This window comes from Pseudomonas sp. PS01299 (genome assembly GCF_029960145.1).
Taxonomy (GTDB): domain Bacteria; phylum Pseudomonadota; class Gammaproteobacteria; order Pseudomonadales; family Pseudomonadaceae; genus Aquipseudomonas; species Aquipseudomonas putida_A.
In genome coordinates this window covers 25,671-48,220 of sequence record NZ_JASCPO010000021.1, presented here as the reverse complement: position 1 = coordinate 48,220, position 22,550 = coordinate 25,671, and the positions used below count along the sequence as shown (strand labels likewise).

Here is a 22,550-nt window from a genome sequence, read left to right as displayed (position 1 = left end):
GCTCGCGATAGCGGAATTACACTCAACATTGATGTTGGCTGATACACCGCTATCGCGAGCAGGCTCGCTCCTACAGGGACGCAGCATTACTGCGCCAACCACCCCCCATCAATATTCCACGCCGCCCCGCGCACCTGGCTGCCAGCCTCGCTGCATAGAAACAACACCAATTCCCCAAGATGCTGCGGCGTGACGAACTCCAGCGACGGCTGCTTCTCCGCCAGCAAATCATGCTGCGCCTGCTGCGGATCGACGCCTTTGGCGGCACGATCATCGATCTGTTTCTGCACCAGCGGCGTCAATACCCAGCCCGGGCAGATCGCGTTGCAGGTGACGTTACTGGTAGCCGTTTCCAGTCCGACCACTTTGGTCAAACCAATCACGCCGTGCTTGGCCGCAACATACGCGGCTTTGCCGGTCGAGCCGACCTGGCCGTGCACCGAGGCAATGTTGACGATCCGCCCCCAGCCCTTGGCGCGCATCCCCGGCAAGCTGAGGCGGGTGCTGTGGAACACCGATGACAGGTTGATCGCGATGATCGAGTCCCAGCGCTCCACCGGAAACTCCTCAACGGCGGCCACGTGCTGAATCCCGGCGTTGTTGACCAGAATGTCGACGCCGCCGAATTCGCGTTCGGCGTAAGCGATCATCTCGGCAATCTGCGCCGGGTCGCTGACGTCCGCCGGATGATGACCGACCTTGCCGCCAAACTGGCCGACTTCGGCGATCACGCTCGACACATCACCGAAACCGTTGAGAATCAGATTGGCGCCGGCCTTGGCCAGGCTCAGCGCGATGCCCAGACCGATGCCGCTGGTGGAGCCGGTAACCAGTGCGGTCTTGCCCGAAAGAGTCGTCATGAATACCTCACACAATGCCAGTGGCGTAGAAAGTGCCGATCACTACGAAGACCGCAAGGGTCTTGATCAGCGTAATACAGAAAATGTCTTTATAGGCTTCGCGGTGGGTCAGGCCAGTCACCGCCAGCAGGGTGATCACCGCGCCGTTGTGCGGCAGGGTGTCCATGCCGCCGCTGGCCATCGCGGCCACGCGGTGCAGCACTTCCAGCGGAATGTTCGCCGCGTGCGCCGCCGCGATGAATTGTTCGGACATCGCCGCCAGCGCGATGCTCATGCCGCCCGACGCCGAACCGGTGATACCTGCCAGCAGGGTCACGGTGATCGCTTCGTTGACCAGCGGATTGGGGATTTGCTTGAGCCAGTCGGCCAGTACCAGAAAGCCCGGCAACGAAGCGATTACCGCACCGAAACCGTATTCCGAGGCGGTGTTCATCGCCGCCAGCAGTGCGCCGCTGACCGCGCTTTTGCTGCCTTCGGCGAGTTTGCTGCGGATCGCCTTGAAGCCGAACACCAACACCATCAAGATGCCGATCAGCAATGCCGCCTGCACCGCCCAGATTGCGGTGAGCTTGGCGATTTCCGTAGTCACCGGAGTGGCCATCCCCGGCAACGCGAGGCTGTGGGTCTTGCCGTACCACTGCGGAATCCACTGGGTGAACAGCAGGTTCATGATGCCCACCGCCAGCAGCGGCGACAGGGCGATCCATGGGTTCGGCAGTTTCAGGTCTTCGGCGGTTTCCGGCTCGTTACGCAGCTCGGTGCCATAACCTTCGCCAGCACGCTGGGCCTTGTTGCGTTGGCGCTGCAGGAACAACATGCCGGCGCAGAACACGAAAATCGTGCCGATCACCCCCAGCCACGGCGCGGCCCACGCGGTGGTGTTGAAAAAGGTGCTGGGGATGATGTTCTGAATCTGCGGCGTGCCGGGCAGGGCGTCCATGGTGAAGGAGAACGCGCCGAGGGCGATGGTCGCCGGAATCAGCCGCTTGGGGATATTGCTCTGGCGGAACATTTCCGCGGCAAATGGATACACCGCAAACACCACCACGAACAACGACACGCCGCCGTAAGTGAGCAAGGCGCAGACCAGCACGATCACCAGCATCGCCTGTCGGGTGCCGAGCAAGCGAATCGCTGCGGCCACGATCGAACGGGAGAACCCCGACAATTCGATCAACTTGCCGAACACGGCACCGAGCAGGAACACCGGGAAATACAGTTTGATGAAACCGACCATTTTCTCCATGAACACCCCGGTGAAGGCAGGGGCGACGGCGGAAGGGTCAGTGAGCAGGACAGCGCCGAGGGCGGCAATCGGGGCGAAGAGGATGACGCTGTAGCCACGGTAGGCGGCGAGCATCAGCAGCGCGAGGGCTGCCAAGGCAATGATCACACTCATGGTGTGTCTCCAGGGATTGTTATTTTTGTGGGTGTTGCGGGTGCAGGAGAGGCTTTAGCGAGATCTGTGCCAGATATTCAAATCATTGAAATGTAAGGGTTTTATAGGTTTCAACGTGTTGAGAGTTGAAGGGTTGTCTCCTTCTGGAGATTTTTGTTGAGAGGGCTGACGCCTTCGCGAGCAAGCCCGCTCCCACATTTGGAAAGAGTATCCCCTGTGTGAGCGGGCTTGCTCGCGAAGCTTTTGTTGTTGTCTTTTTGTGGAGACTTAAGTCTCTTTATTGAGACTCGGCGATGCCCAAGGCCAGCATCTTCTTGTACAGCGTCGAGCGTCCCAGTCCCAGTCGAGCCGCCGCCTCCGGCACTTTGCCCGCACATTGCGCGAGGGCGGACTGGATCAACTGCCGGTCAAACCGCTGCCGTGCCTCGGCGAATGTCTCCTCCGCCAACGGTTCCAGCGTCGAAACCGACGGGCGCTCAACCGGGGTAAAGGTGCCGATGGCCGCGCGAATATCCTCTTCGGTGAGGATCAGGTCATCGCTGAGCAGCGCCGCGCGCTCCAGCACGTTGCGCAATTCGCGGATGTTGCCCGGCCACGCATGTTGCCCGAGCAGATCCAGCGCTGCGCGACTCAGCTCATGCTGACTGCGCAGTTCTTCAAGAATCGCCTCGCTGAGTGCCGGCAGATCGTCGAGACGTTCGCGCAGCGGCGGAACCTGGATCGGCAGCACGTTAAGTCGGTAATACAGGTCGGCGCGGAACTCACCGCGCTTGATCGCGCCTTGCAGATCGGTCGAAGTCGCCGCGATCACTCGCACATCGCTCTGAATCACGTCGTTGGAGCCAACCGGTTCGAACTCCTTTTCCTGCAGCACCCGCAGCAGTTTGCTCTGCAGCGGCAACGGCATGTCGCCGATCTCATCGAGAAACAGCGTACCGCCCTGAGCGATCTGCAACTTGCCGGTGCGACCCTTGCGGTCGGCGCCGGTAAACGCGCCGGGCGCAGTGCCGAAAAACTCGGCTTCCAGCAGCGCTTCGGGAATCGCCGCACTGTTGATGCTGACGAAGGCTTTGTGCGCCCGGGGCGAAGCGCTGTGAATCGCCTGGGCCAGCAACTCCTTGCCGGTGCCGGTTTCACCGAGCAACAACACCGGGGATTCGGCGCTGGCACTGCGGCGGGCGCGGCGTTTGACTTCGAGGCTGGCGCTGCTGGTGCCAATGAAATGGGCGAAGTTGTATTTGGTCTGCCGCGCCCGCAGCAGCGAGCGGGTCGAGGCGAGTTCTTCCTGCATGCTCAGGTAGCGCTTGAGCATCGGCGACAGGCTGCGCAATTCATCGAACAGGGCAAAACCGATGGCGCCGATCACCGCCCCGGCATCGTCGTGGATCGGCAGGCGCATCACCACCAGCGGCTCTTTCGGCGTGTCCTGCATGTCCAGCAGGATCGGCCGGCCGGTGCGCACCACTTCACGCAACAAGCTGCCGGGGATCACGCTTTCGCAGGGTTGGCCGATGGCTTTTTTCGCCGACTCCAGCCCAAAACGCCGGGCATAGCGTTCGTTCATCCAGACGATGTTCGCATCACGATCGACAATCACCGTGCCTTCGCTGGACTGCTCGATGATCTCGAACAGCGAGCGGATCGCCAGCGTGCGCACGCGTTGGTAGTCCTTGAGACTTTCGGTGGTGTTCATGGGTTGGCGGATCCGGAATTTGGGTTGTCTGTTCGAGCCTCCTCGCTGGCAAGCCAGCTCCCACAGGTTTCTCTGGGGTACCCCATATTTGGGTACAACCCGAATCCCTGTGGGAGCGAGCTTGCTCGCGAAGGCCGCGACTCGGTATCAAGGCAAGCGCCGATTATGCCTACCCCGGATGCGCCGCCGCCAACAGCTCCTTGGTGTAAGGATGCTGCGGCGAGTCGAACACCTCGTGGCTGGCACCGCGCTCGACCACTTTGCCGTCCTTGATCACGATCATGTCATGCGCCAGCGCCCGCACCACCGCCAGGTCGTGGCTGATGAACAGGTAGGTCAGGCCGTGTTTTTCCTGAAGATCGCGGAGCAGGGCGACCACTTGTTTCTGCACGGTACGATCGAGGGCTGACGTCGGTTCGTCGAGCAGGATCAGTGCCGGTTTCAGCACCAGCGCCCGGGCGATTGCGATACGCTGGCGCTGACCACCGGAAAATTCGTGCGGGTAGCGATGACGGCTTTCCGGGTCCAGGCCGACTTCCTTGAGTACACGGATCACCTGTGCATCGCACTCATCGGCGCTGGACTGACAATGCACCTCCAGCCCTTCACTGATGATCTGCGCCACCGACATACGTGGACTGAGGCTGCCGAACGGATCCTGAAACACCACCTGCATCTGCCGACGCCATGGTCGCAATTGCTTCTGATCGAGACCGTCGAGGGCGGTGCCCTGAAAACGGATACTGCCCTCGGAATCGAGCAACCGCAGAATCGCCTGGCCCAGGGTCGACTTGCCCGAACCGGACTCACCGACAATGCCCAGGGTTTTGCCGCGCTGGATATTCAGGCTGATGCCGTCCACCGCGCGCAAATATTGTTTGCGCTGGAACAGCCCGCCACCGACGACGAACTCGACCCGCAGATCGTCCACCTCCAGCACGTTCTCGCGTTCATCGCGGGGCAGGGCTTCGCCTTCCGGCTCGGCGTTGAGCAGCACGCAGCTGTAAGGGTGTTTCGGTTCGGTAAACAGGGTTTCGCACGGGGCTTGCTCGACGATTTCGCCAGCCTTCATCACGCACACCCGTTGCGCAATGCTGCGCACCAGATTGAGGTCGTGACTGATCAGCAGCAGCGACATGCCCAGGCGTTGTTGCAGGGATTTGAGCAGCAGCAGGATCTTGCGTTGCACTGTCACATCAAGCGCCGTGGTCGGCTCGTCAGCGATCAGCAGTTCCGGCTCGCAAGCCAGCGCCATGGCGATCATTACTCGTTGCCGCTGGCCGCCGGACAGTTGATGCGGATAGGCCTTGAGGCGCTCTTTGGGTTTCTGAATACCCACCAGTTCCAGCAGTTCAAGAATCCGCTGCTGCGCCGCTTTACCGCCCAGGCCACGATGCACCAGCAGCGTTTCACCGATTTGCTTTTCGATGGTGTGCAGCGGATTGAGCGAGGTCATCGGCTCCTGAAAGATCATCGCGATCCGGTTGCCGCGCAGTTCACGCAGGACCTTCGGATCGGCGCCGAGCAGCTCCTGACCGCGATAGCGAATGCTGCCGCTGGTTTGCGCATCGCCTTCGGGGAGCAACTGCAGAATCGAATGCGCAGTCACCGATTTGCCCGAGCCCGACTCGCCGACCAGCGCCAGGCACTCGCCGGGCCGGATGTCCAGGCACAGGTCGCGCACCGCCGGCTGGCCATGGAAGGCGACGTTCAGGTCACGGATTTCGATCAGGTTATCAGTCATGGTCACACTTCAGGATCGAGGGTCGAACGCGTCACGTAACGCTTCGCCGATGAACACCAGTAAAGAAAGAATCAGCGCCAGGGTGAAGAATGCCGTCAGCCCGAGCCACGGCGCTTGCAGGTTCTGTTTGCCCTGGCCAATCAGCTCGCCCAGCGAGGCACTGCCGGCGGGCATGCCGAAACCGAGGAAGTCGAGAGCGGTAAGGGTGGAAATTGCGCCGGTGAGAATGAACGGCAAGTAACTCAGCGTCGCGTTCATCGCATTGGGCAGGATGTGCCGGAAAATCACCTTGCGGTCGCTCAGGCCCAACGCGCGCGCCGCTTTGACGTATTCCAGATTACGCCCGCGCAGGAACTCGGCGCGCACCACATCCACCAGTGCCAGCCACGAAAACAGTGCCATGATTCCCAGCAGCCACCAGAAATTCGGCTCGACGAAACCGGACAGGATGATCAGCAGGTACAGCACCGGCAATCCGCTCCAGACCTCCAGCAAACGCTGCCCGAGCAGATCGACCCAACCGCCGTAATAGCCTTGCAGGGCGCCGGCCGCGATGCCGATCAGCGCGCTGACGGCGGTCAGCATCAGGGCAAACAGGATCGATACCCGGGCACCGAAAATCACCCGCGCCAACACATCGCGCGCCTGATCGTCAGTACCCAGCCAGTTGACCTTCGAGGGCGGGCTCGGCGCAGGTTGATTGAGGTCGTAGTTGGGCGTGTCATCGCTGAACGGGATTGGCGGGAACAGCAGCCAGCCACCGTCCTTGCGGATCAGGTTCTGCACATAGTCACTGCGATAATCGGCCTGGAACGGCAATTGCCCGCCAAACTCCTGTTCGGTGTAGCGCTTGAAGACCGGGAAGTAGAGCTGGTTCTGGTAGCTCACCACCAGTGGTTTGTCATTGGCGATCAGTTCACCGCCCAGCGTCACCACGAACAGTCCGATAAACAGCCACAACGACCACCAGCCACGGCGGTTTTTCTTGAATCGCGCGAAACGGCGACGGCCCAGAGGCGAGAACTTGAACATCAGGCGTTCCTCGCGGCGAAGTCGATACGTGGGTCGACCAGGGTGTAGCACAAGTCGCCGATCAGTTTTATCAGGAGGCCGAACAGGGTGAAGATGAACAGCGAGCCGAACACCACCGGATAGTCGCGAGAAACCGCCGCTTCGTAACTCATGCGGCCGAGGCCGTCGAGAGAGAAGATCACTTCGATCAACAGCGAACCGGCAAAGAACACACTGATGAACGCCTGCGGAATCCCCGAGACCACCAGCAGCATCGCATTGCGGAACACATGGCCGTAAAGCACGCGGCGCTCGCTCAAGCCTTTGGCGCGGGCGGTGACTACGTACTGGCGGGTGATTTCATTGAGGAACGAATTCTTGGTGAGAATCGTCAGCGTGGCGAAGCCGCCAATCACCAGCGCCGTCACCGGCAACACCAGGTGCCAGAAGTAATCGGCAATCTTGCCCAGGGTCGACAGCGATTCGAAGTTGTCCGAGACCAGACCGCGCACTGGAAACCAGTTCAATGAGGTGCCACCGGCAAACACCACGATCAGAAACATTGCGAACAGAAACGCCGGCATCGCGTAGCCGATGATGATCGCGGTGCTGCTCCAGATGTCGAAATGGCTGCCGTGATGCACCGCTTTGCGGATGCCCAGCGGGATCGACACCAGATAGGTGATCAGCGTCGCCCACAAGCCGAGGGAAATGGTCACCGGCATTTTTTCCAGAATCAGATCGGTGACCGTCGCACCGCGGAAAAAGCTTTTGCCGAAGTCCAGCTGCGCGTAGTTCTTGAGCATCAGCCACAGCCGCTCATGCGCCGGTTTGTCAAAACCGTACTGCTTTTCGATGTCCTTGATCAGTTGCGGATCGAGGCCACGGCTGGCGCGCGAAGTGTTGCTCATGGTTTCGCTGGAACTGCCGCCGACACTCGCACCGCCGATCCCTTGCAGATGGGCGATGGCCTGTTCGACCGGGCCACCGGGTGCGGCCTGAATGATCACGAAATTGACCAGCAGGATGATCACCAGCGTCGGAATGATCAGCAGCAGGCGCCGCAGAATGTATGCCCACATCAGTGCGGTCCTCCGGGTCTGCCACGGCCGATTTTTTCGGCGGTCATCTGCTGGTTGGTCAGCGGCGTACTGCTGATTTCCCACCAGCTCTCGATCGCTTCGTCATTGCTGGCCTGGATCGCCGGCATGCCGAAGCGGTTCCACCAGACGGTGGAGGTGCCCGGCGGGTAATAGTTGGGAATCCAGTAGTAGTTCCATTGCAGCACCCGGTCCAGAGCGTGGGCGTAGTGCAACATGTCGCTTTGGGTCGACGCGCGGATCAGGCCGTTGATCAGGGTGTCGACCGCCGGATTCTTCAGCACCATGTAATTGTTGGCGCCGGGGTCGTTGGCCGATATCGAACCGAAGTAGTTGAGCAACTCGCCCCCCGGAGACGTGCTGACCGGGTAGCCGGTGACGATCATGTCGTAATCACGGCTCATCAGGCGATTGACGTATTGCGAGGAGTCGATGCGACGGATATTCAGCTCAATGCCGATCTGCTTCAGCGTGCGCTTGTAAGGCAGAAGCAGGCGATCCATACCGTTCTGGCTGACCAGAAAGGTGAAACTCAAAGGTTCGCCTTCGGCGTTGACCAGTTGGTCGCCCTCGGGTTTCCAGCCAGCCTGTTCGAGCAGTTCCAGGGCTTGCAGTTGCTTGTCGCGGATCAGCCCGCTGCCATCGGTTTTCGGCGCCTCGAAGACCTGGGTGAACACTTCGTCGGGAACCTGCCCGCGCAACGGCTCGAGGATTTTCAGCTCGGCGGTATCCGGCAACTCGCGGGCTGCCAGTGCGGTATTGGAGAAATAGCTCTGCTGGCGGATGTACATGTTGCGCATCATCTGCCGGTTGCTCCACTCGAAATCCCAGAGCATCGCCAGCGCCTGGCGCACCCGACGATCCTGGAACATCGGTTTCTGCAGGTTGAACACGAAGCCCTGCGCAGATTGCGGGGCCTCGGTGGCCAGGTGGGCTTTCTGCAAACGTCCGTCACTCAGCGCAGGGCTGTCGTAACCGATCGAATAGCCGGTGGCGGAAAACTCGCGGTTGTAGTCATAGGCACCGCCGCGCAATACCTGGCGGGCGACATCGGTGTCGCCGAAATATTCGATGCTGAAGTGATCGAAGTTATACAGGCCGCGACTGACCGGCAGGTCCTTGCCCCACCAGTCGGGGTTGCGTTCAAAGGTGATGCTGCGCCCGGAGTCGACCTTGCCGACCCGATACGGGCCGCTGCCCAGTGGTGGTTCATAGCCACCGCCACCGGCGAAGTCGCGGGTTTTCCACCAGTGCTCGGGAAACACCGGCAGGGTGGCAATGTCCAGCGGCAGGGTGCGGTTCTCGTTGCTCTTGAAATCGAAGCGCACGGTCAGCGGCGCTTCCACTTCCACGCCTTTGACGTCGGCGAACTGCGTGCGATAGCGCAGGCTGCCCTGGGTCATCAACAGGTCATAGGTGTAGCGCACGTCTTCGGCAGTGATCGGCTTGCCGTCGGCAAAACGCGCCTTGGGATCGATGAAGAAGCGCAGCGACAGACCATCCTCCGAGCGCTCCATCTTTTGCGCCACCAGGCCATAGACCGTGTAGGGCTCGTCCATCGAGCGCTGGGCCAGCGGCGAATAGAGCATGCCGTCGATCTGGGTGACGCCGATGCCTTTATCTATATAAGGCAGGATGTGATCGAAATGCCCGATCTCTATCGCCGAGCGGCGCATGGTGCCGCCCTTGGGCGCCCGCGGATTGGTGTAGTCGAAATGGCTGAAACCGGCCGGGTATTTGGCAGGTTCGCCATAGACGGTCAACGCATGTTGCGGGGTGGCGTTCACACCGGCGGCGCCCAATAGCAGGGCCACGGCAGTGAACAGTAAAGTCGGGAAAGCCAGTCGCATTGTCAGCCTTAAAGCCGGGTGATCGATAAGCGCAATTTGTACGCGAGCGGCGCGTCAGTCGCCAGCCGTATCCTGTAACCAAAACACAACGGCCCACCAAAAGGCGGGCCGTTGGGACAGCAGTCAGGCGACGGATCAGTCCTGACGGCTGGTGACTTCGAGCAGGTGATAACCGAACTGGGTCTTCACCGGGCCTTGCACGACGTTGATTGGCGCGCTGAAGACTACGGTGTCGAATTCCTTGACCATCTGGCCAGGACCGAATGAACCCAGATCGCCGCCCTGACGGCTGGACGGGCAGCTGGAGTTGGCCTTGGCGACCTCGGCGAAATCAGCACCGCCTTCGATCTGGGCCTTGAGTTCGTTGCACTTGTCTTCGCTGGAAACCAGGATGTGGCGGGCAGTGGCTTTAGCCATGGGGAAATTCTCCAATCTATTTCAGTAAAGTGTGGAGCCTACCGGATTCAGTAAGCGATTTCTCTGCAAAGTTCCACTCGGTACATTGACGTACATCTACAGTTGCGCGGCTTTCAGGCGCATCGCGTGTTCGACATAGAGGTCGACGGGATCCGCGCCGGGTATTCGCAACCCGCCCGGATGGCGCAAGCTGCCAAGGTGATTGAGGGGATAGTCGGAGCGGATGACCCGGCCCAGGTGAGAACTGTAACGGCCCACGAAACCATCGTTCTGTCCGGCCTCCGTGACGAAATGGCTGGATAATGCGTGGCAGACGGAATGCACTGGATCCAGAGCCTGCAACAAATTGTCCTGCAGCGTGCCGCTCCAGGAGTAGTAGTGGACGTCATTGACCCGTTCCGCCCCCTGGCCGCCCCAGGTAGAAGGCAGGCCTTGAGGGTATTTTTTGTTGAATTGCCCGACGTCCGCAGTCGTCAGGGCATTGAGTGCGGCTACGGCGGCCTGCGGCAGACCCGGCTGACCGCTGAGCAGCGAGAGGAATCGCGCAAACTGTGTCGCAGCGTGCTCCGCCACCTGCTCCGGCAGGCCTCCCGGAACCAGCGCCAGGCGTAAGGCGTCAGCCAGTTCCGAGCCGTGATTGGGGCCGCTGACCGATGTCACCGAGGCGACTTTCTCCGGCGCGAGCGCAGCGGCATAACGGCATGCCAGCGCGCCCTGGCTATGTCCGATCAGGTTGACTTTACCGGCGTCGGTGCCTCGCAGAACGCGCTCGATCTGGAACATCAATTGCTGGCCGCGAACTTCGTTGTCATGGGTTGCGGACAGCTGCGGCACAAACACTTGCCCGCCTGCCTCCCTCAGCGCTTGCTTGACATCATGAAAAAGCTCGAAATGGCCGATACGGTCAAGCCCGAACAGGCCATGGACCAAAAGGATGGGGTAGCGGGTTGTCGCATTCCGTTGCATGTTCCTGCCTCTTTTGCAGATGCTTGTCAGTGGTTGGTGCGTGCCACTGTAAAACAGGCCTGCGGGTCGGCGATGTCTGAAAAATCCTCTGTACTGAAAGGAAATTGGACTAAAAGCGGTACGAATTTTCGCTTCTGCTTGAGAGGGTAGTCGGAACATTTGGCAATCTTTTGCCCGGTATCGCTGGATTCTGCTTCGTAAGCCTACGTCATGCGGTGTATTTACCCTGCCGACGGAAGGCGTTGTGCTGACTTCCGCCGGTCGCTGGATGGTGTTCAATGGATTTCGTTCGACGCGGCCTTCACGGCGGCGTTTTATCCAAGGAATGGAGCTACGAATGTCTATATACGAAGCCACCGGCGATTCTTCTGTGGTACCAGCGTCAAATATGTCCCCTGTAGCGGATGAATCCGGTGAACACCGTCTTCTGAGTTTGAAGGTGGACGGCGACCACTTCGAATTCTGCTATCGACACGCCTCTGCGGCGGCAGACTCTCCAGACTCGTGGCTGCCTGCACCGATGCTTGAGGTTATGGAGGGTGGAATGCTTGATCCTTCACTGGACCATGCATTCGTCAGGGTGGCGCCTTACCCGAACATGTTGTGCGGCGACAAACTTGTGCTGAGCTGGCAAGGACTGGATGACGAAGGATTGCCCTATATTCACGAAACCACTCGTGCGGTCAGTGAAAACCAGGTGGGTCAGGAACTCGTCTTTGTCATAAAGGGTTTGCACATCGCAGCGCTGGAGCGCGGCTCGCTGGAGGTTTACTGGACGCTGTACAGCGTTGCGCTTCAGAAGCCCGTGTCATCCAGGCGTTTGCAGCTGAATGTGGGTGATCCGGAACCCGATCTGCTGGCTCCGATCCTTGAAGAGACGGTGGGCGGGACGCTCGATCCGGCCCGTGTCCCGCAGGGCACTGGCGTTATCGTGCGACCTTACGCCCGCATGGCTGTCGGGGACCGGGTCACCCTGTCGTGGCAAGGTGTCGAAGGACTGCCGGTGATCAGTGATGTGTTGCTCGTGGAGCCGTTTGCTGTCGGCGAAGCGCTGTCTTTCTGGATACCCGCAGATCGCATCGCCACTCATCGTATGCAGGAGGTGAGCGTCAGCTACCGGGTGGAATCAAGGTCGGCGCAGGTGAGGAACTCTGCAACCTCGCGAATTCTGATCGCGCCATTGATGCGAGGCGAGCTCGCAGCTCCGCAGGTACTGGAAGCGCAAGATGGCGAACTGGAGGTAGCAGATGCCGAGGATGGCATTACCGTGGTGATCGGCAATGCCCAGGCCGAGGAGGGGGAGCTGGTTTACTTGAAATGCGATGGTGAGTATTTCAGTCACCGCGATGATCGGGACATCACCCGGGAAACTGCAGGCGAGCCCTTGGTATTCATCGTGCCTTATCGTTTCTGGCGAGAGCATCGGGAAACTGTGGTGCAGGTGTCGTATTCAGTGGAGCGGCTGGATGATGTAAGCCAGGCTTCCGAGATAACACGCATCCGGGTGCGGGCATAACCCGGTGGTGAAGTCTGAGCGATGACTCAGCCTTTGCGGGATTTTGATAAGCCCGCAAAGGCTGCTCGGATCATCAGGCTCGAAGTCGCTTGGCGGCATTCGACAGCAACTGCTCCGTCGCGCTGAACCCCAGGCAACCATCGGTGATCGATACGCCATAACGCAGGGCAGGGCTCAAAGGCTGGCAGCCCTCGAACAGATGGGACTCAATCATCATGCCGATCAAGGCGCGATCACCTTGCAGGCGTTGTTCGAGCACCTCGTTGAACACGTCGGGCTGGCGCAATGGGTCCTTGCCGCTGTTGGCGTGGCTGCAGTCGACCATGATCCGGCTCGGAATTTTCAGTCGGCTCAGGTCGGCATGTACCCGGGCGACGCTTTCGCGATCGTAGTTAGGACCGTGATGACCGCCGCGCAGCACTATATGAGTGTCGGGGTTGCCCGGGGTCTGGATGATCGCCGGGTGTCCTTGGCTGTCGACGCCGAAGTGTCGGTGCGGATGTGCTGCTGAGCGCATGGCGTCGACGGCTACACCTACGCCACCGTCGGTGCCGTTCTTGAAACCTACGGGCATGTTCAGGCCGCTGGCCATTTCCCGGTGAATCTGCGATTCGGTGGTGCGTGCACCGATAGCAACCCAACTGAGCAGGTCGTCGAAGTAGCCGGTCGCCATTGGTTGCAGCAACTCGGTAGCGATGGGCAGCCCCAGGCGGATCATCTCAAGCATCAATTCACGCGACAGGGTCAGGCCGCCAGCCATGTCGTCGCTGCCATCCAGGTGCGGGTCGTAAGCCAGACCTTTCCAGCCGACGGTGGTGCGGGGTTTTTCGATGTAGGCGCGCATCACCAGCAGCATCTCGTCGCTGATTTCATGGGCCAGGCGGGAAAGTTTTTCGGCGTATTCGAGTGCGGAGCGCGGGTCATGAATCGAGCAAGGGCCGACGACGACCAGCAGGCGATGGTCTTCGCCATTGAGGATCGCGCGGACCGCCTGGCGGTGGGCTGCGACTTGCTGGGCGAGGGCATTGCTCAGGGGCAATTGCTGTTTGAGCTGCAATGCGCTGGGCAGACGCAGGGTCAGTGCTTCGTTGGCAGAATCAAGGGTGGTCAGTGGCAGAGCAGAAACAGACGAGTTCATATTCGGGATTCCTGGGCTGGCGGCGGGTGTTTCCCGCTCACTCGGCCCTACTGGGGTGTTCGACAATTGGCCGGATTGGCTGCGTGTGTGTGCTTGCCACCTGTGGGTGACCGATCGGAGGCGGCAGGCTGTCCCGAGCGGAGGTTGCTAAATCGCCAGGCGGTAAAAGTGTCGTAACGGTAATAAGTGGCGTAGTTCATGTCGTGATTCCTCAAAGTTCTGGTGTGTTGCTGAAAAATTTGGGGCCTGAAAAAACAAAACCCCCGGTCGGGAGGCCGACCGGGGGTTGAGAATTCTCTGGTAGGCGACCCGTTTTTATGGGCGCCGGTGGGTATCAGGCGCGCCAGTGGCTAAACCAATACCCAAAATAAAAGCTGACAGGAGCGCAAACGTCATTCGCCCGGGCAGCCGCAACCGAGCGCAGGGCGCTGGCGGAACGAAGCTGTGAGAGGGCGTTGAACATGGTTTGTCTCCGATGAATGCGCCGAGCTTACTAGAGGCCCGTACGGCTGAGCAATCAGAAATTGCTATCGCCATTGCGGAGGTTACCTATCGCTTGAGTGCTGCAGGCGTTGTGACACACTGGTTGCTTTGCACAAACACCAAGGATGATTCATGTCGATGTTCACGGTCGCTGCAGCCCAGTCGCTCTCCATTGCCGGTGATCTGGCGGCGAACCTCGCCCGTCATTTGCGCTTCATGGCCGTGGCGGCGGAGCAGGGCGTCGAGCTGCTGGTGTTCCCGGAGCTGTCGCTGACAGGCTACGAAGGCCAGATGGCCGCAGACCTGGCAATCGATCCGCAGCATGCTGTGCTGCAACCCTTGCGCGATTGCGCTCGCGAGCTGGGCCTCACCGCTGTCGTCGGTATGCCGATTCGCGATAGGGACAGTTCGAAGGTATTGATCGGCGCGCTGACATTAGGAGGAGATGGTTCTCTTGAGGTTTACAGCAAACAACATCTGCACAGTGGCGAAGAGCTTTTCTATGCCCCAGGTGCTGGTGGTTCGTCCTTGAGCATAGGCGGCGATACCGTAGCGCTGGCGGTCTGCGCTGACTTTTCCCACGCCAGTCACACGGCAGCGGCCGCCAATCTTGGTGCCGACCTGTACGCAGCAGGCGTGCTGATCGGGGAAAAAGGCTACGGCGTGGATAGCGCGCTGCTGCAGGGCTATGCCCAAAACCACTCAATGGCGGTGCTGATGGCCAATCACGCCGGGCTCACGGGTGGATGGCAATCGGCGGGTCGCAGCGCGTTCTGGTCTGAAAGCGGGACGCTGGTGGTGGCGGCGCGAGGGCCGGGTGAAGTGTTGGTTATTGCCCGGCGTGATGCCGGCGCATGGCAGGGGCGGGTAGTACCCGTGGCGGTAGACCTGTGACCTGGGCATTGCGTCGTGCCGAATCGGCAGATCGGGCGTTCGCCCGAAAGCTGACGTGCCAGAACATGCTGCGCTATTACATTGACCACGAGCTGCTGTGGCAGGACGAAGCGTTCGACGTTGCCTGGGATGGGCGGGACAACTGGCTGGTCCTTCTTGGTGAAGTTCCTGTGGGATTTTTTTCAGTCTCAGTCATGATCGCCGGGCCTTGTACATCCGCGAGCTGCAAATAGCCGAGGTCTCTCGCAGGCAAGGTGCAGGATCCTGGGCGATTGATCAGGTTGTCGCTTTGGCTCGCGGCGAAAAACTGTCAGCACTGCGTTTGACAGTATTCAAAAATAATCCGGCGCAAAGTCTGTATAAGAGAAAAGGCTTCAAGGTGTGCGGTGAGGACGAGTGTTTCCTGAGGATGGAGCTCGATTTCGGTACACTTGTGCTCTGAAACCCACGGCCGGCAAGCCTTCGATGATGAATTGAAACTTTTTAAATGATGCTTGCCGCTAGGTCTGTCTGGCACTTTTTGCTAAGGTGTCCGGCATCCCAATAAGACCATATCGCGAGGTGTCTGCTTGATTAGGGTGCTAGTGGTCGACGACCATGATCTCGTTCGTACAGGCATTACACGTATGCTGGCCGATATCGATGGCTTGCAGGTGGTTGGACAGGCCGAGTCCGGGGAAGAATCCCTGATCAAGGCCCGTGAGTTGAAACCCGATGTGGTCCTGATGGACGTAAAGATGCCCGGTATTGGTGGCCTCGAGGCCACGCGCAAGCTGTTGCGCAGCCACCCGGACATCAAGGTCGTCGCGGTGACCGTGTGCGAGGAAGATCCATTTCCTACGCGCCTGTTACAGGCTGGTGCCGCCGGCTACCTGACCAAGGGCGCTGGTTTGCCGGAAATGGTTCAGGCGATCCGTCTGGTGTTTGCCGGGCAGCGTTACATCAGTCCGCAGATTGCCCAGCAACTGGCGATCAAATCGTTCCAGCCAACCAACGATTCACCTTTCGACGCCTTGTCCGAGCGGGAAATCCAGATCGCGTTGATGATTGTCGGCTGCCAGAAGGTGCAGATCATTTCCGACAAACTCTGCTTGTCGCCGAAAACGGTGAACACATATCGCTACCGGATTTTCGAAAAGCTGTCGATCAGCAGTGACGTCGAGCTGACGTTGCTGGCTGTGCGCCACGGCATGGTGGATGCCAGCGCCTGATCATGACTGAAGTATTCGATTCCGGCGCCTTCCTGGCGACTGTCAGTGGGCGCCCCGGCGTCTATCGCATGTTCGACAGCGATGCGCGCCTGCTGTATGTCGGCAAGGCCAAGAACCTCAAGAAGCGCCTTGCCAGCTATTTTCGCAAGACCGGGCTGGCGCCAAAAACCGCTGCGCTGGTCGGGCGTATCGCGCAGGTCGAAACGACCATTACCGCCAACGAAACCGAGGCGTTGCTGCTTGAGCAGACCCTGATCAAAGAGTGGCGGCCGCCGTACAACATTCTGCTGCGCGACGATAAGTCCTATCCCTATGTCTTTCTGTCTGACGGCCAATTCCCACGCCTGAGTATCCACCGTGGCGCGAAGAAGGCCAAGGGCAAGTATTTCGGCCCGTACCCGAGCGCCGGGGCGATTCGCGAAAGCCTCAGCCTCTTGCAAAAGACCTTTTTCGTCCGTCAGTGCGAAGACAGCTATTACAAAAATCGCACGCGCCCGTGTCTTCAATATCAGATCAAGCGTTGCAAGGCGCCTTGTGTCGGTCTGGTCGAACCTGAGGTCTACGCCGAGGATGTACGCCATTCGGTGATGTTTCTCGAGGGGCGCAGTCATGCCCTGACCAATGAGCTGTCCACGGCAATGGAAGAGGCGGCAATCAATCTCGAATTCGAGCGCGCCGCCGAGTTGCGTGACCAGATTGCCTTGCTGCGCCGTGTTCAGGATCAGCAAAGCATGGAAGGTGGAACGGGCGACATCGATGTTATCGCAGCTTTCGTCAACCCGGGCGGCGCTTGCGTTCACTTGATCAGTGTGCGCGGCGGTCGGGTGTTGGGCAGCAAGAACTTCTTTCCGCAGGTGGGTATCGAGGAGGAGGTCGCTGAAGTCATGGCGGCGTTCCTCGGTCAGTACTACATCAGCAGTCCGGAGCGCGACCTGCCGAGCGAACTGATCGTCAACGTGGTGCCGGAAGATGCCACGGCCTTGATCGAAGCCATCCACGAGTTGCGCGGTCGTGAATTGACCATCAGCCTTCGGGTGCGTGGCACACGGGCGCGCTGGCAGCAGTTGGCGGTCACCAATGCCGAGCAAGCGCTGGGCGCACGCCTGGCCAATCGTCAACACACGGCTGCGCGCTTCGATGCGCTGGCAGAAGTGCTGAACCTGGATGAGCCGCCGCAGCGTCTTGAGTGCTATGACATCAGTCACTCCAGTGGTGAGGCCACCGTCGCATCCTGTGTCGTGTTCGGCCCCGAAGGCGCGATCAAATCCGACTATCGTCGCTATAACATTGAAGGCGTCACGGCGGGTGATGATTATGCAGCCATGCACCAGGCGTTGACCCGGCGCTTCAGCAAACTGAAGGATGGCGAGGGCAAGCTGCCGGACATTCTGTTGGTGGACGGCGGCAAAGGTCAGTTGTCGATGGCCCGCGACGTACTCAACGAGCTGGCGGTGCCGGATCTCATTCTTCTGGGTGTGGCCAAGGGTGCAACACGCAAGGCAGGCTTCGAAACTTTGTATCTCAATGATGCCGCGCATGAGTTCACGCTGCGTGGCGATTCCCCGGCGTTGCACCTGATCCAGCAGATTCGTGACGAGGCGCACCGCTTCGCAATCACCGGCCACCGTGCGCGGCGCGGCAAGACCCGCCGCACCTCGACGCTGGAAGGCGTTGCGGGTGTCGGGCCGACCCGACGTCGGGACTTGTTGAAACATTTTGGTGGATTGCAGGAGCTGTCTCGTGCAAGCATCGAAGAGATCGCCAAAGCACCGGGGATCAGTAAAAAGCTCGCAGAGTCGATTTATGCAAACCTGCATAGCGAGTAGAATGCCAACTCACCTCGTAGCCAGTTGTGCCGATGAATATCCCTAATCTGATTACCGTTCTCCGCGTCCTGCTCATCCCGATCTTCATTTTGCTGTTTTACCTGCCTTACCAGTGGAGCTATATGGCCTCCGCTTCGGTATTCGCCTTTGCGGCGGCAACTGATTGGCTGGATGGCTATCTGGCCCGCCGCCTTGAACAAAGCACGCCGTTCGGCGCGTTTCTCGATCCGGTTGCCGACAAGCTGATGGTGGCAGTCGCTTTGGTACTGCTGGTTCAGGAACACGGCAATTTGTGGCTGACACTTCCCGCAGCCGTCATCATCGGCCGCGAGATTGTCGTATCGGCCTTGCGTGAATGGATGGCCGAACTCGGTGCCCGCGCTCATGTAGCAGTGTCCAATCTCGGCAAGTGGAAAACCGCGGCGCAGATGCTGGCGCTGGTGATCCTGCTGGCCAATCCCCGCGATTTCAGCTTCTGGGTGCTGCTGGGTTACGCCTTGCTGATGATCTCGGCGGGCCTGACGTTGTGGTCGATGGTTCAATACCTGCGGGCCGCCTGGCCGCATCTGAAAACCGACGTTGAAAAGAAATAAAACTTTTTTGAATCAAAGGGTTGACGGGGCATCTGAAATCTATAGAATGCGCCACACCAAGCGGGAATAGCTCAGTTGGTAGAGCACGACCTTGCCAAGGTCGGGGTCGCGAGTTCGAGTCTCGTTTCCCGCTCCAAGTTTGTACGCGGTTGTTGTTGTGCTACTAAACAGCGATCGTTTGAGGCCGAGTAGCAAAATGGTTATGCAGCGGATTGCAAATCCGCCTACGCCGGTTCGATTCCGACCTCGGCCTCCACTATAAACAAGCTCCGTAGATCCATGATTTACGGAGCTTTTTTATTTTCAGTGCACTGCAAGATTTAGTCTTGAAATCAGCCACTGTGAACTTGCTTCACCGGGACGTGATGTATATATTTCCCGCTCTGCTTCAAAGGCTCAACAAAGTCAGATTCTCTTGCCGACTGATTTGAGCACTACAACAGCGCTACCGCCCGAATGGCGAAACTGGTAGACGCATGGGACTTAAAATCCCCCGCTCGTAAGGGCGTGCCGGTTCGATTCCGGCTTCGGGCACCATCTTAAATCAAGGGTTTGCGGGCGAAAGCTGAGGCAAACCCTTGTTTGTTTCCGGGTCGCAATTCTGACATTGGTTCGCAATTCACTTTGTGGGCATGACCTTTTTACCCTTTCGATTGCGAATGTACTGCTCTGTCATCCCTACGGTGGTATGCCCAAGTTGATCCTTGGCCCGCATGATGTCGCCGCTCGATTCAGCCTTATCAGTACCAGCCTTGGCGCGTAAATCACGCATTTGAAACTCGGCCTTTTCAACACCAACTGCCTCCCTGGCCACATCAAATCTCCTGCGCAACATTGCCTCCGTCATCGGAGTGCCGTTTTCTGCCACGATCAGCCGCGTCGAGCGGACTTTGTGTCCGGACTTCCGAGCCATGATTCGATCAATCAAAACTTTCAGCTCACCGGTTACCTCAATCCGTCGTTTGGCCTTCGTTTTCCCCTGGAGCACCCAGATTTGGCCGTCGCGCACGTCTCGTTCATCCATAAGCCGCGTGTCTGTTACTCGCTGGCCAGTCAAATAGGCCAAGTCCATGGCATCGCGCAGTCCGGCGTCAGCCTTGTCGTGCACCTCTTCCCAAGACACAGGTCATCTCCTTGGCGATGAGCAATGTGTCTATTAAAAAGTGTCCACCATGTCTCCGAACACCTGTCCACCATGTCTCCGGTACATACATAGTGCAGGCGAGAGGGAGTGCATTCGAGTGGTGTCGGCAGCGGGGAGGGGTTAAAGAAATGAAGGGGCTAAGCCGATAGGCTTGCGTCGGCATTGATGCCAAACATGAATGCTGGAGTATGAAATGCCGTTGGAAAGATCGCGTATTGGCGTGTTCGCCGCACTTATTGGCTGCACTCTTGCATCGACCGCACATGCTGCCAGCGAACATGAGATGGCCGTCGGTGGTGCAGCTCTCTACCAAGTCTGCGGAGAGAAGCATCCAGAAAAGGAGCTTTCTTTAGAGCAATTCATATCGCTACATCCACACATGTCGACTCAATTAGCAAACGACATTCGGGAATTCTCCTCGCAGCCAAAACACAAAGCGGAGCTTGAGCAAATGGTTGTACGTATGCGGACCGAGGCCACCCAAGAATTACTTGAAGTGATATGTGATAGCTATTACCGAGATGCAAAGGGGCGGGAGTAGGCCACAGTTTTCTTTCGCATCGGGGTGTGATCTGGCCGGGGCTCAACCGGCATTAAGCGGATGGGGCAGTCCTGAAGACTTCCTGTTGGCACATCCGCCGCCTGAGGCTTGGCCTCAGATCACACCCCGATGCGCTCTCATAGAGAGGATCGGGTAGTTAACGACAGGCTGTCGTGGCGCTGGTTGTTTAGCCTGTAGCGCTGAAGGCTGGTAGCATCGAACTCCTTTTCGGAGCGCGCAATTGCTATGCATCAGGTTGTTGAAAGGGCGTTGAACGTGATCGCAGCAGAGAGCAGCGAGCCGGAATACACTGAAGCGTTCAGCGCTGCGCGGGCAGTCGTCCTTGAGTTTGGGGAGGAAAATCTGGCTGACCGGCTTTTTGCCGATATTCCCGATTCAATCTCTTTCATGCAGGTGGCCCGGCTCTTCGACTTTCTTGCCTGGCAGACGGAGGACAACGGATCAGCGATGACTCGCGCTATTGAGCGTTGGCTGGTAGAAGGCACCAATTTGCGCAAGGTTCAGATCGCTCTCAATCTCGACGTCTACCCGTTTCTGGACGAGCGCGAGATGGATCGAGTGCTGTCTGATGTGGCTGTATCACTCCCGGAGATGGCTGATAGATGCCAGCAGATAATCAGCTCTCGGAAAAGTTGGTAGCACCTGGTCTACATCCCAAAGCCCGCTCTTAGAACCATCCCTTTCAAGGTCTTCTCGTTTTGGCGGCCTTGATTACCCTGCCCGTTGAAACATGAGCATGCACCGCTGTGCTTTGGACCCACGTCTTAGGCTTTGGCACCTTGGAGCCTCGGGGGCTTTTCACAACTTGTTTTGGCTGGATGTTTCTGGCTAGTTCCAACAAGCGCTGAACCAGTTTTTCCGCAGGGATAGCCATTCGCATTTAAGGAGTCGAGTGCATGGAGTTATTGCAGCGCCTGCTCGACAAGATCGACAGGTTTGAATTGCTGATCGCAGGACTGGTCGGCGCTGTCGTCGCAAGCTGGTGGCACAAAGACGATCTGGCCGACTGGCACGCCTGGCTGATCTTCCTGATCACCGGCATCGCTTGCTCGCTGTACCTGACGAGCAAGGTCAGCACCTATCTGGGTGTGACTGAGCCGAAGATTGTCGCGGCATTGGCTTCCTGCTGGGCACCTTCGGCGGATCGCTCTTGCGGCCATCAACCGAGCCATCAGAGCCGCTGACCTCCGGGTGCTCATTCGCCAGCGGTTCGGGGGAGGCAATCCACCATGAGTCTTGAACTATCAACTCTATCGCCTGCGGCTTTATTGCCTTGTGGGCGACTTGGTGTGTTCTGAGCGGTCGAGTGCGGGACGGAATCCTCGGCAAGCTGATCTATTCAGCGATCGCCATCAGCGGGTTTGTGGTGATGAGCCGCAACCAGAACATCTTCATCATCGGCCCGACCACCGCCGGGATCACGCTTCACGTCTCGCTGGCCCTTGCCGGTATGCGTCACATCTTCATGGTCATCTGGTGGCGGCGGGTGAAGGCCTGGCTGTGCCGAACGCTAAACTGTGAGCATTGCATGCGTTGTGAAAAGGCGCCGGGCGGGATCGAGCGGCGCGGCAAGTAGGTCACGCCACCATCTCATCGAAGTAGTCAGTGTAGTTGCTACTCGAAACGAGCCTTCTTGATATCGCCGTGCTTGTTCTGCAGGTAGATGGAATAGGGCAGCACGACAGTGTCTGTAACCGCTGAGAGCCCCATGTCGAGAACAATAAGTGCGGGCGCAGGATATCCATCGAAACCAGTGCTTCGCCGTGGTTCCGCGTCTAGCGTGCAGTAATTAAAGACTGTACCGCTGTAGATTCGCGGAACCGAGTCACAATGGGAATGCCAACGAGCCAGTTTATTGCTAGCCACGGCATCGTCCCGGAAGGTCGTGTTGATTGTTCCGCACCCGGTCACTGAAGCGGCCGCGAGCATCAAAACAATGTATCTGAAGGTCATTGGTCGATTCCGTTCGAAAGAAATGAATGGTAGCTGTTTATCTGGAGTGAAGAATTCCAATTTTCCAGGTCGCGACACGTTTCGCGAATCAGCAAATTGTGTCGCGACACGGGAGCAGCGCATGACCGCATAAATTCATGACATTGCGGATCAGCGATCACACCTGACGGTAACGGCTGAAGACGTTGTC

General features: G+C 58.8%; 19 protein-coding genes, 3 tRNA genes and 4 pseudogenes. 13 read left to right on the top strand and 13 right to left on the bottom strand.

Translation table 11 applies throughout. From position 1 onward, the window contains the following. Nucleotides 1-86: 86 nt before the first annotated feature. The 9 genes from hbdH to QMX91_RS06760 form a co-directional block, all read right to left on the bottom strand. Nucleotides 87-860, bottom strand: coding sequence for a 3-hydroxybutyrate dehydrogenase (gene hbdH / locus QMX91_RS06800; protein WP_282412445.1), 774 nt, complete (start codon nt 858-860; stop codon nt 87-89). A gap of 7 nt (nt 861-867) precedes the next feature. Next, nucleotides 868-2,259 (bottom strand): GntP family permease, encoded by a 1,392-nt coding sequence (locus QMX91_RS06795; RefSeq protein WP_027612663.1) that lies wholly within the window; start codon nt 2,257-2,259, stop codon nt 868-870. Nucleotides 2,260-2,536: 277 nt separating this feature from the next. Further along, complete coding sequence (locus QMX91_RS06790; RefSeq protein WP_139053686.1) at nt 2,537-3,952, bottom strand: sigma 54-interacting transcriptional regulator; 1,416 nt, start codon at nt 3,950-3,952, stop codon at nt 2,537-2,539. Between the two features lie 169 nt (nt 3,953-4,121). Beyond that, the gene (locus tag QMX91_RS06785) at nt 4,122-5,696 is read right to left on the bottom strand and encodes an ABC transporter ATP-binding protein (RefSeq protein ID WP_134786510.1); all 1,575 of its coding nucleotides are present in this window, start codon (nt 5,694-5,696) and stop codon (nt 4,122-4,124) included. Between the two features lie 9 nt (nt 5,697-5,705). Then, nucleotides 5,706-6,728: an ABC transporter permease gene (locus tag QMX91_RS06780; RefSeq protein ID WP_247842200.1), complete on the bottom strand. Its 1,023-nt coding sequence runs from the start codon at nt 6,726-6,728 to the stop codon at nt 5,706-5,708. Then, nucleotides 6,728-7,789, bottom strand: coding sequence for a microcin C ABC transporter permease YejB (locus QMX91_RS06775; RefSeq protein ID WP_027612667.1), 1,062 nt, complete (start codon nt 7,787-7,789; stop codon nt 6,728-6,730). The genes QMX91_RS06780 and QMX91_RS06775 overlap by 1 nt, the downstream gene beginning before the upstream one ends. Then, nucleotides 7,789-9,657, bottom strand: coding sequence for an extracellular solute-binding protein (locus tag QMX91_RS06770; protein WP_098964174.1), 1,869 nt, complete (start codon nt 9,655-9,657; stop codon nt 7,789-7,791). The genes QMX91_RS06775 and QMX91_RS06770 overlap by 1 nt, the downstream gene beginning before the upstream one ends. Before the next feature lie 135 nt (nt 9,658-9,792). Further along, nucleotides 9,793-10,074, bottom strand: coding sequence for a peptidylprolyl isomerase (locus tag QMX91_RS06765; RefSeq protein WP_039758565.1), 282 nt, complete (start codon nt 10,072-10,074; stop codon nt 9,793-9,795). 96 nt (nt 10,075-10,170) lie between these two features. Continuing rightward, nucleotides 10,171-11,040, bottom strand: a complete 870-nt coding sequence (locus QMX91_RS06760) for a triacylglycerol lipase (protein WP_282412444.1) — start codon at nt 11,038-11,040, stop codon at nt 10,171-10,173. A 337-nt stretch (nt 11,041-11,377) separates the two neighbouring features. Between QMX91_RS06760 and QMX91_RS06755 the strand changes: the two genes are divergently transcribed. Next, a complete protein-coding gene (locus QMX91_RS06755; protein WP_223007549.1) occupies nt 11,378-12,556 on the top strand; it encodes a hypothetical protein in 1,179 nt (392 codons plus the stop codon). A 73-nt stretch (nt 12,557-12,629) separates the two neighbouring features. Here QMX91_RS06755 and QMX91_RS06750 read toward each other — a convergent pair whose 3' ends face one another. Then, nucleotides 12,630-13,694 (bottom strand): 3-deoxy-7-phosphoheptulonate synthase, encoded by a 1,065-nt coding sequence (locus tag QMX91_RS06750; RefSeq protein ID WP_098964171.1) that lies wholly within the window; start codon nt 13,692-13,694, stop codon nt 12,630-12,632. Between the two features lie 615 nt (nt 13,695-14,309). Here QMX91_RS06750 and QMX91_RS06745 point away from each other — a divergent pair. The 8 genes and pseudogenes from QMX91_RS06745 (at nt 14,310) to QMX91_RS06710 (ending at nt 19,238) form a co-directional block, all read left to right on the top strand. Next, nucleotides 14,310-15,071: a carbon-nitrogen hydrolase family protein gene (locus QMX91_RS06745; RefSeq protein ID WP_282412443.1), complete on the top strand. Its 762-nt coding sequence runs from the start codon at nt 14,310-14,312 to the stop codon at nt 15,069-15,071. Next, nucleotides 15,068-15,513, top strand: a pseudogene (locus QMX91_RS06740) (GNAT family N-acetyltransferase). Before QMX91_RS06745 ends, QMX91_RS06740 begins: the two are co-directional and overlap by 4 nt. Before the next feature lie 127 nt (nt 15,514-15,640). Further along, a complete protein-coding gene (gene uvrY, locus QMX91_RS06735; RefSeq protein ID WP_024012761.1) occupies nt 15,641-16,282 on the top strand; it encodes a UvrY/SirA/GacA family response regulator transcription factor in 642 nt (213 codons plus the stop codon). 2 nt (nt 16,283-16,284) lie between these two features. Continuing rightward, nucleotides 16,285-18,108, top strand: coding sequence for an excinuclease ABC subunit UvrC (gene uvrC, locus QMX91_RS06730; protein ID WP_282412442.1), 1,824 nt, complete (start codon nt 16,285-16,287; stop codon nt 18,106-18,108). Nucleotides 18,109-18,140: 32 nt separating this feature from the next. After that, nucleotides 18,141-18,701, top strand: coding sequence for a CDP-diacylglycerol--glycerol-3-phosphate 3-phosphatidyltransferase (gene pgsA, locus QMX91_RS06725; protein ID WP_003225417.1), 561 nt, complete (start codon nt 18,141-18,143; stop codon nt 18,699-18,701). A gap of 60 nt (nt 18,702-18,761) precedes the next feature. Then, nucleotides 18,762-18,837: transfer RNA gene (locus QMX91_RS06720), tRNA-Gly, on the top strand. Between the two features lie 46 nt (nt 18,838-18,883). Further along, nucleotides 18,884-18,957, top strand: a tRNA-Cys gene (locus QMX91_RS06715). Nucleotides 18,958-19,151: 194 nt separating this feature from the next. After that, nucleotides 19,152-19,238 (top strand) — tRNA-Leu (locus QMX91_RS06710). Between the two features lie 82 nt (nt 19,239-19,320). Here the strand turns inward: QMX91_RS06710 and QMX91_RS06705 are convergent. Next, nucleotides 19,321-19,809, bottom strand: a pseudogene (locus QMX91_RS06705) (tyrosine-type recombinase/integrase); the annotation flags it as partial. Between the two features lie 229 nt (nt 19,810-20,038). Between QMX91_RS06705 and QMX91_RS06700 the strand changes: the two are divergent. Beyond that, complete coding sequence (locus tag QMX91_RS06700; protein ID WP_098964167.1) at nt 20,039-20,386, top strand: hypothetical protein; 348 nt, start codon at nt 20,039-20,041, stop codon at nt 20,384-20,386. Between the two features lie 246 nt (nt 20,387-20,632). Beyond that, the gene (locus tag QMX91_RS06695; RefSeq protein WP_098964166.1) at nt 20,633-21,046 is read left to right on the top strand and encodes a hypothetical protein; all 414 of its coding nucleotides are present in this window, start codon (nt 20,633-20,635) and stop codon (nt 21,044-21,046) included. Nucleotides 21,047-21,089: 43 nt separating this feature from the next. On the opposite strand, the pseudogene QMX91_RS06690 reads toward QMX91_RS06695, so the two are convergent. After that, a pseudogene (locus QMX91_RS06690) lies at nt 21,090-21,275 on the bottom strand (IS4 family transposase); the annotation flags it as partial. A 28-nt stretch (nt 21,276-21,303) separates the two neighbouring features. Between QMX91_RS06690 and QMX91_RS06685 the strand changes: the two are divergent. Next, nucleotides 21,304-21,640, top strand: a pseudogene (locus tag QMX91_RS06685) (MFS transporter). Nucleotides 21,641-21,650: 10 nt separating this feature from the next. After that, a complete protein-coding gene (locus QMX91_RS06680; RefSeq protein ID WP_098964165.1) occupies nt 21,651-21,983 on the top strand; it encodes a hypothetical protein in 333 nt (110 codons plus the stop codon). A 38-nt stretch (nt 21,984-22,021) separates the two neighbouring features. Here QMX91_RS06680 and QMX91_RS06675 read toward each other — a convergent pair whose 3' ends face one another. After that, the gene (locus QMX91_RS06675) at nt 22,022-22,336 is read right to left on the bottom strand and encodes a YceK/YidQ family lipoprotein (protein ID WP_227698870.1); all 315 of its coding nucleotides are present in this window, start codon (nt 22,334-22,336) and stop codon (nt 22,022-22,024) included. Between the last annotated feature and the right edge of the window lie 214 nt (nt 22,337-22,550).